Source organism: Armatimonadota bacterium (assembly GCA_035527535.1).
In the GTDB taxonomy this organism is placed as follows: Bacteria; Armatimonadota; Hebobacteria.
Window position 1 is genome coordinate 20,267 of record DATLAK010000126.1, and the last position, 8,285, is coordinate 28,551.

The following is an 8,285-nucleotide window of genomic DNA, read 5'->3' on the forward strand; positions in this document are numbered from 1 at the left end:
GCGGCGGACAATCCTGCCCGCCGCGGGTTGGCTTCATTGTCTGGCGGGCGCACAACGAATGGCAAAATCGCCTCAGCGCGCTCTTGACGCGGTCTGGGGTGCGTGCTAATCTTTGCAGCCGATAGTGGTCTCAAGCTAATACCCGGGACGCTCGCGCTCACGAGGGCGCGGGCAGGGGCTGGTTCAGAACGCCTTTCTCGGCGACGCGCACGTCGCCGGAGAGGCGTTTTTTTGTTTTTCAGCGGAGGGTCTTTTGGCTTCGGGCTCCGTCATGTCGCTCCGGGGGTTTCCCGGTCATCGCCGGGGGCCCCAGGGTCGCTCACCGTCGCGGCTGCGGGTGGTGATGCTGCTGGCAGCAGGGCTCGCGCTGGGGCTGTGGGCGATGCCGACGAGGGGCGCTATGACGGAGCCGGAGTCGGGCGGCGCCGCGGCGGCACAAGCGAAAAACGAGCAGCCCGAACCCCAGATCCCGCACGAAGCGGGAGAAAACAAAGCCGATGCCGAGCAGCCATCTCCAGCGGCGCCGCCCCCCTCCGCTCCCACCACCGCTGTGCAATCGTCCGCCGCCGCCACCGGGCGCACGCCGGCGGATGAAACGCCCGCGCTGACCGCCGCGAACCTGCTGCGCCCCTTCGGCTACGCCTTTTTCGCCAACGCCCCCGAGACCTTCGCCCCCATCCCCGACACCGCCGCGCCGCGCGACTACCTCCTGGCGCCCGGCGACAAGCTGCGCATCACCTTCTGGAGCGTCATCGGCCAGGAGACCACCCTCGAACCGACGGTGGACCCGCGCGGGCAGGTGCACGTGCCCCTGCTGGGGCTGGTGACGGCGAACGGCGTGACCATCGAGGACTTCGAACGCAAGCTGCTGGCGGGCCTGGGCCGCAATTTCGCCCACGTCGAAGGGCAAGTGACGCTGGCCTCGCTGCGCTCGCTGCGGGTGTTGGTGGCCGGCGAGGCGACCCGTCCCGGCGCTTACACCGTCAGCTCGCTCTCGACCGCCTTCAACGTCCTCTACCTGGCGGGCGGGCCCAACGAGCGCGGCTCCATGCGCTCCATCCGCCTGCTGCGCGGCAACCGCGAGGTGGGGGTGATTGACCTCTACGAATTCCTGCTCACCGGCAAGCGCACGCGGGACTACCGGCTGGTCGCCGGCGACACGCTGTTCATCCCGGTCGTCGGGAAGACGGTCGGCATTCGCGGCGAAGTGCGGCGGCGCGCGCCCTACGAGGTGGGTGTGACCTCGGAGAGTGGAGATGGGCCGGAGGATGTGGGACAGGCGGTTTACCCTGAGCCTGCCGAAGGACCCTCGCCCAGAAGGTTGTTGGGGCCTATGCCCGGGGCAAAGAGGGCGGTTTACCCTGAGCCTGCCGAAGGACCCTCGCCTGTCATCCCCGGCGCCGCTGTCGCGGCGCCGCCACAGCCGGGGGCGGTACCACATGAGAGGGCACATCGGCTGGCCCCACTGAAAACAGTCACAGCCTACGAGATGCTGCCGAACGAATCATTGGCCGACCTCATCCACATGGCGGGCGGCATCGAGCCGACCACCGACATCCGCCGCCTCCAGATCGAGCGCATTCAGGACAACGAACGTCGGATCGTGCTCGACCTCGACCTTGGCCGGGTGCTCGCTCCGCAGCCCGGGGATAACCCGGTCGAGCTGCGCGATGGCGACTTGGTGACCATCTACCGCGTCCTCGACCAACGCATGAACACGATCGAGTTGACAGGGCAGGTGGCGCGCCCGGGGGTGTACGAGCTGAAGCCGGGCATGCGCGTGTCCGACCTGGTGGAGGCGGCGCAGGGGCTGCGCGGCGAGACCTACATGGAGCGCGCCGAGATCCGGCGCACCAACGCCGACTCCACCGTGACCCTCATCCCCTTCAATCTCGAACAGGCGCTCTACGGTGGTGACAGCCCGCTGCTGCAGCGGTGGGATCGCGTCATCATCTATTCGCCGGAGCATGTGCGCGATCCGCGCGTGGTGAGCGTGGTGGGCCAGGTGCGCCACCCCGGGACCTACGAGCGCACCGAGGGCATGACTATCAGCGATTTGCTGTTCCAGGCGGGGGGCACGCTGCCGGAGGCGGCGGAATGGGCGGAGGTGGCGCGGACGCGTGGAGCGGACGGCACCACCATCATGATCGCCGACCTCAGGCGGCTGAGCGCCGGCGGCAGCTCCGATAACCTGGAGCTGCGCGACGGAGACCGGGTGCTGGTGCCGGAGGTGGGCCAATATCAACGCGCCCCGCGAACAGTGAGGATAGCGGGCGAGGTTCGCTTCCCGGGTGCCTACGCATTGGAGGGCAGGGGCGAGACGCTGGGCCATCTGTTGCGCCGCGCCGGCGGAGTTACGGATGATGCTTTCGTTACCGGCGCGGTCTTCATCCGCCGCATCGGCAACATGGTGACCGACTACCAGGAGCAAATCGCGCGCCAGGTCCAGGCCAAAGCCGAAGCCCGGGCGCAGCTCCAGTACCAACTGGAGCTCGCCAAGGCGGCGAGAGGAGCCGCGCCCCTCCTGCCCTCCCCCGGCCCCTCCGCGCCGGTCACACCGGCGCCCTCGGCCGCGTCGGCCGTGGCCGTCGCCGCGTCGAGTGACCAGGCGACGGGTGCCGTGGCCGTCGCCGCGCCTGAAAAGTTCAGTGAGCTCATCAGCTCCGGGCGCGTGCCGATTGACCTCGCCGCCGTCATCGCCGACCCCGACCACGACGACGTGCCGCTGGAGGAGGGGGACCTGCTGATCGTGCCCCGGCGCCCGACGACGGTGCTGGTGACGGGGGCGGCGGTCAGCCCGGGGGCGGTGCTGTTTGCGCCGGGGCAACCCATTGATTACTACGTCCAGCGCACCGGCGGCTACGACGACGATGCCAACGCCGGGCGGGTGGTGGTGCTGCGCGCCGACGGCGCCGTTCTGCGGCGCGACCTGGTGAAGCAGGTGGAGGTCGGCGACATCATCGTCATCCCCTCGCGCCCGGTCATCCTGCGCGAGAAAGACACCTGGGGCGAAGTGGGCAAAGCGCTCTCCGCGGCCGCCAGCGCCGCTATGACCTTCTACCTCATCCGGGAGGTGCGCTAGATGACGGATGCGCGACCGCTGCGCGTGCTCCACGTCATCACCCAGTCGCGCCCCCTGGGCGGCGCCCAGCACAACACCCTGGCGCTGGCCGCGCGCATGGACCGCGCCCGCTTCGACAGCGCCATCGCCTGCGGCCCGGGCGGGCCGCTGATCGCGGCCGCGCGCGCGGCCGGGGTGGCGGTGACGGTGGTGCCGACGCTCGACAACCCGGTGCGTCCGCTCGCCGACCTGCGGGCGCTGGCGGCTCTCATCCGCCTCTGCGGGCGCGGCGGTTTCGACATCGTCCACACCCATTCGACCAAGGGGGGCATCCTGGGGCGACTGGCGGCGGCGCGCTGCCGGGTGCCGGTGGTGGTGCACACGGTGCACGCGGTGCCGTTCCACGACGCGCAGAGACCGCTGATCCGCTGGGCGTCGCGGTGGGCGGAGCGGCTGGCGGCGGGCTGGTGCGACCGCCTCATCGCCATCGGCGACACGGTGGGGGAAGACTTCGTGCGCGCCGGGGTCTGCGCCCGCCGCGACATCGTGACCATTCGCAGCGGCATTGACTTCTCGCGCTTCGACGCGCCGGTGGATGGCGCCGCGGCGCGGCAGCGCCTGGGCCTGGCGCCCGGCCAGCCGGTGGTGGGAGCGGTGGGGCATCTGCTGGAGGCCAAGGGGTATCCGTACCTGCTGGAGGCGGCGCGCATGCTGAGAACGCGCTTCCCCGACCTACGCGTGCTGATCGTGGGGGAAGGGCCGCTGGAGCGAGAGCTGCGCGTGCGCAGCCGGGCGCTGGGGGTGGCCGACTGCTGCCTCTTCCTGGGGCGCCGCGACGACGTGCCGGAATTGCTGCGGGCGATGGACGTCTTCGCCCAGGCTTCGCTGTGGGAGGGCGTGCCGCGCGCGGTGCAGGAGGCGATGTACGTCGGTCTGCCGGTGGTGGCGACCGCCATCGCCGGCACGGCGGAGATCGTTGGGCACGACGCGACCGGGCTCTTGGTGCCCGCGCGCGATGCGGCGGCGCTGGCGCGCGCGCTGGCGGAGCTGTTGACCGACCCCGAACGCGCGGCCCGGCTGGGGGCGCAGGGACGGCGGCGCATCTCGGGCGAGTTCTCGGTCGCGCGCACGGTGCAGCGCACGGCGGCGCTGTACCTCGAGCTATGGGAGCGCTGGGGGCGGAGAGAACGCGAGGCCGTTCTCTCATCGCTGAGGCACACCCGGCCCGCCGACATCTGACCGCCGATCGCGGCACCGACGGAGGCATCTATGTGCGGCATCTGCGGCATCTGCAATATCTATTCGCGCGGCCGCGCCCGGCGCGCCACCGCCGCCGACATGTGCTCGACCTTGCGCCACCGCGGCCCCGACGACCACGGGGTCTTCGCCGCCGGCCCCGTCGCCCTGGCCATGGCCCGCCTCAGCATCATTGACCTCGCCGGCGGCCACCAGCCGCTGCACAACGAGGACGGCTCCGTCACCATCGTCTATAACGGCGAGACCTACAACGCCCCCGAGCTGCGCGCGCAGCTCGAGGGCAGGCATGACTTCGCCACCCGCTCCGACACCGAGGTGCTGGTGCACGCCTACGAGGAGTGGGGCGAGGAGATGCTGCCGCGGCTGCGCGGCATGTTCGCCTTCGCCATCTGGGACGACACCCGCCAGTCGCTGCTGCTGGCGCGCGACCGCCTCGGCATCAAGCCCCTCTACTACGCCCTTGCCGGCGACTGGCTGGCCTTCGGCTCCGAGATCAAGGCCGTGCTGCGGGCGCCGTGGGTGGAGCGCCGCCTCGACCCGGAGGCGCTGCACTCATACCTGAGCTTCAACTATGTTCCCGCGCCGATGACCATCTACCGGGGCCTGCGCAAGCTGCCGCCCGGTCACCTGCTGCGCTGCGGCGGCGGGCAGATGCGGCTGCGCCAATACTGGGACCTGCACGGGAGCGAGGGGACAGTTCCCCGTCGCCCAGGGCTGCGGCCGGGCGCGGGGTGGGAAGGAACTGTCCCCTACGTCCGCGACGGCGACGAGCAGGCGCGCGCGGACGAGCTGCGCGGGCTCCTGGACGATGCGGTGCGCGCGCACCTGCTGAGCGACGTGCCGGTGGGGGTGCTGCTCAGCGGGGGCATTGACTCCAGCGCCGTCGTCGCCCTCGCCGCCCGTGCCGGCGGGCGCGTCAAGACCTTCTCCATCGGCTTCGAGGAGAAGTCGTTCAACGAGCTGGAGGCGGCGCGGCTGGTCGCCCGCGCCTACGACACCGACCACCACGAGGATATCGTCACGCCCGACGCGGCGGCGCTGATCGAGCGCATCGCCGACCACTTCGACGAGCCGTTCGCGGATTCGAGCGCTCTGCCTACCTTCCTGGTGTCGCAGATGGCGGCGCGCGAGGTCAAGGTGGTGCTCTCCGGCGACGGCGGCGACGAGATCTTCGGCGGCTACATGACCTACACCGCCGACGACATGGCGCAGACCTACCAGCGCATTCCGCATCTGCTGCGGCGCCGGCTGATCGAGCCGCTGGTGGCGCGCCTGCCGGTGTCCGACAAGAAGAACAGCCTCGACTACCTCGCCAAGCGTTTCGTCGCGAGCGCGCACTTGCCGCCGCTGGAGCGCCACCACGCGTGGCGGGTGATCTTCACCGAGGTCGAGAAGCGCCGCCTCTACTCCCGCGACTGGCGCGCCGCCGCCGCGTGGGAGGATCCCCTGGCGATCCTGGCGCGCTACTACGAGAGCCTCGACGGCCAGCACTTCCTGACCAAGCTCCAGTACGTGGACACCAAGACCTATCTGCCCGACGACATCCTGACCAAGGTTGACCGCATGAGCATGGCCCACTCGTTGGAGACGCGGCCGCCGCTGCTCGATCACCGGGTGGTCGAGTATGCGGCGTCGCTGCCCGCATACATGAAGGTGCGCGGGCTGCAGCGCAAGCGGGTGCTGCGGCGGGCGGTGGGGGGGCTGCTGCCGCCGCCGCTGCTGCGGCGGCGCAAGCACGGCTTCAGCATCCCGGCGGCGGCGTGGCTGCGCGGCGAACTGCGCCCCCTGCTGCTGGACCTGCTGTCCCCCGCCGCGGTGCGGCGCTGCGGGGTGTTCGACCCGGCGGCGGTGGCCGGCTTGATTGACGACCACCTCGCCGGCCGCCGCGACCTCAGCCGCAACCTGTGGGGGCTGCTCATGTTCATGGTATGGCACGAGCGTTACCTGCGAAGCACCTGCACGCCTGCCCCTGCCGCACGGCGGCAGCCGGCCGGCGTATGCGCGGCGATGGGAGGCGAGGCATGACCGAGAGGGCGCTCAGCCTGCACCCCGATTTCATCGGGGCGCCGGGGGCGGCGGCGGCTCGCCGCGCGGTCAAGCGTGGGGGCGACGCGGTGCTCGCGGCGGTGGGGTTGATCGTGTCGGCGCCGCTGTGGGCGCTCATCTGCGCCGCCATCATGCTCGAGGACGGGCGCCCGGTGTTTTTCTGCAAGGAGTGTGTGGGGTGGCACGGCCGCACCTTCCGCCAGTTCAAGTTTCGCTCCATGGTGCGCGACGCCGAGCGCGCCACCGGCCCCGTGCTGTCGTGGGAGAACGACCCCCGCATCACGCGGGTCGGCGCGCTCCTGCGCAAGACCGCGCTCGACGAGCTGCCGCAGCTGGTCAACATCCTGCGCGGCGAGATGAGCTTGGTCGGGCCGCGCCCGCAGCGCGCCGTGTTGGTGGCCGGCTACGTGCGCGAGATCCCCAACTACGCCCGGCGCCACCTGGTGCGCCCGGGGTTGACGGGTTTGGCCCAGGTGCGCGGCCGCTACCACACCCCCCCGCGCCACAAGCTGCGCTATGACCTGCTCTACGTGCGCCGCGCCGGCCTCATGCTCGATCTCAGGCTCTTGCTCGCCTCCTTCCGGATCACCGCCAAGGGCAAGTGGTCGAGCCGCGAACGCAAACGCTGAGGGACAGCCGATGGACGCCGATGTGATCGTGATCGGGGCGGGACCGGTGGGCAGCTTCACCGCCTGGAAGCTGGCGCAGGCGGGCCTGCGCGCCGTCGTCATCGAGGAACACCCCGCCGTGGGCGAACCGGTCCACTGCACGGGCATCATCGGGCGCCAGGTCTTCGACCGCTTCGGCCTGCCGCGCGACTCCATCATGCACGAGTTGTCAGGTCTCACCGCCTACTCGCCCGCCGGCCACGCCGTGACCATAGATGTTGACGCGCCCCGGGCCTATGTCGTGGAGCGCGCGGCGTTCGATCGTCATTTGGCCCACCTGGCGGCGCAGGCGGGGGCGAGCTACCTCCTGGCGGCGCGCGCGCAAAGGGTGGAGCGCACGCGCGATCACATCTCCGTCACTGTCGGCACCAACGGCGACCGGCGGCGGCTGGAGGCGCGCATGTGTATCGTCGCCGCCGGCAGCCGCGGCCGGATCGGTGCCGAGATCGGCCTGCGCCCGGTGGCGTCCTACGCCCACGGCGTGCAGGTGGAGGCGGCGGTGCGCAACCTGCGGCGGGTGGAGGTGTTCTGCGGGCGCAGCCTGGCGCCGGGGTCGTTCGGATGGGTGGTGCCGCTGGGCGATGGCCGGGCGCGGGTGGGGGTGCGCGCGTTCGGCGCGGCGCGCCAGCGGTTGGACCACCTCTTGCAGCACCCGGCGCTGCGCGACCGCATCGGCGCGCCCATCAGCTCGCCCTACGGCGGTCCCATCCCCGCGGCGCCCTCGCCCCGCACCTATGCGGAACGGGCGCTGAGCGTCGGCGATGCCGCCGGCCAGGTCAAGACCACCACCGGCGGAGGGGTCCTGTTCGGGCTCATCTCCGCCGATATCGCGGCCCAGGTAACGGTGGCCGCGTGCCGCTGCCACCGCTTCGACGAGGCGTTCCTGCGCGCCTATCAGCGCCGGTGGCGTCGCGCCCTCGCGCGCGAGCTGCGGTTGGGCCTGGTCGCGCGCACCCTCGCCGGGCTGCTGCGCGATGACGATATTGACGCCCTCTTCCGCTGCGCGGGCTGCCGGGCTCTCGCGCAGCGCATGGCCGAGAACGCGGATTTCGACCTCCACGCGCGCCAGCTGCTGGCGGTGCTGCGCGCGCCCGCCTTGCTGGCGGTGCTCAAGGGGGCCATCGCATGACCGACCGCGAGACCACTATGCGCTCGGTGCTGGGGGTAATGCGACCGCGCTGGAGGATGATCGCGGCGTGCGCGCTCATCGGCGGCCTCGCCGCGTTCGCCGCCGCGCACGCCGCACGCCCGCG

General features: G+C 71.4%; 5 protein-coding genes. All 5 read left to right on the forward strand.

Annotation, left to right across the window (positions count from 1 at the left end; translation table 11 throughout):
• The first annotated feature begins 253 nt into the window (after positions 1-253).
• The 5 genes from VM221_09010 to VM221_09030 are packed head-to-tail and all read left to right on the forward strand — an operon-like array spanning position 254 to position 8,161.
• Positions 254-3,082, forward strand: a complete 2,829-nt coding sequence (locus VM221_09010) for an SLBB domain-containing protein (protein HUT74952.1) — start codon at positions 254-256, stop codon at positions 3,080-3,082.
• Complete coding sequence (locus VM221_09015; GenBank protein HUT74953.1) at positions 3,083-4,300, forward strand: glycosyltransferase; 1,218 nt, start codon at positions 3,083-3,085, stop codon at positions 4,298-4,300.
• Positions 4,301-4,330: 30 nt separating this feature from the next.
• The gene (gene asnB / locus VM221_09020) at positions 4,331-6,343 is read left to right on the forward strand and encodes an asparagine synthase (glutamine-hydrolyzing) (GenBank protein ID HUT74954.1); all 2,013 of its coding nucleotides are present in this window, start codon (positions 4,331-4,333) and stop codon (positions 6,341-6,343) included.
• The gene (locus VM221_09025) at positions 6,340-6,993 is read left to right on the forward strand and encodes a sugar transferase (protein ID HUT74955.1); all 654 of its coding nucleotides are present in this window, start codon (positions 6,340-6,342) and stop codon (positions 6,991-6,993) included. Before asnB ends, VM221_09025 begins: the two co-directional genes overlap by 4 nt.
• A gap of 10 nt (positions 6,994-7,003) precedes the next feature.
• A complete protein-coding gene (locus VM221_09030; GenBank protein ID HUT74956.1) occupies positions 7,004-8,161 on the forward strand; it encodes an NAD(P)/FAD-dependent oxidoreductase in 1,158 nt (385 codons plus the stop codon).
• Positions 8,162-8,285: the final 124 nt, after the last annotated feature.

What these genes read in the sequence shown, in the direction of transcription:
- VM221_09025 (HUT74955.1), top strand. Translation starts at nt 6,340, where the DNA reads ATGACCGAGAGGGCGCTCAGCCTGCACCCCGATTTCATCGGGGCGCCG.
- VM221_09030 (HUT74956.1), top strand. Translation starts at nt 7,004, where the DNA reads ATGGACGCCGATGTGATCGTGATCGGGGCGGGACCGGTGGGCAGCTTC.
- asnB (HUT74954.1), top strand. Translation starts at nt 4,331, where the DNA reads ATGTGCGGCATCTGCGGCATCTGCAATATCTATTCGCGCGGCCGCGCC.
- VM221_09015 (HUT74953.1), top strand. Translation starts at nt 3,083, where the DNA reads ATGACGGATGCGCGACCGCTGCGCGTGCTCCACGTCATCACCCAGTCG.